Raw genomic sequence first — 493 nt, 5'->3', positions numbered from 1 at the left:
CCGTCGAGCCGAAGTCCGTGACCGCCTTCATCGGCCCGTCCGGCTGCGGCAAGTCCACCTTCCTGCGCACCATCAACCGCATGCACGAGGTCATCCCGGGCGCGCGGGTGGAGGGGAAGGTGATGCTGGACGACGAGAACCTCTACGGCACCGGCGTCGACCCCGTCTCCGTACGGCGCGTGGTGGGCATGGTCTTCCAGCGGCCCAACCCGTTCCCGACGATGAGCGTGTACGAGAACGTGGCCGCGGGCCTGAAGCTCAACGGCCGCTACAAGAAGTCCGAACTGGACGACGTGGTGGAGAAGTCCCTGCGCGGCGCGAACCTGTGGAACGAGGTCAAGGACCGCCTCAACCGCCCCGGTTCGGGCCTCTCCGGCGGCCAGCAGCAGCGGCTGTGCATCGCCCGCGCCATCGCCGTCGAACCCCAGGTGCTCCTCATGGACGAGCCCTGCTCCGCCCTCGACCCGATCTCCACCCTCGCCATCGAGGACCT

1 protein-coding gene is annotated in these 493 nt (G+C 68.6%); it reads left to right on the top strand.

The genetic code is table 11. From position 1 onward, the window contains the following. Positions 1-493: phosphate ABC transporter ATP-binding protein (locus tag LG396_RS38895; RefSeq protein ID WP_225798329.1), on the top strand; the 493-nt coding region annotated here is incomplete at both ends.

The organism is Streptomyces aculeolatus (genome assembly GCF_020400605.1).
Classification (GTDB): domain Bacteria; phylum Actinomycetota; class Actinomycetes; order Streptomycetales; family Streptomycetaceae; genus Streptomyces; species Streptomyces aculeolatus.
This window is presented reverse-complemented; position numbering and strand designations above follow the sequence as displayed.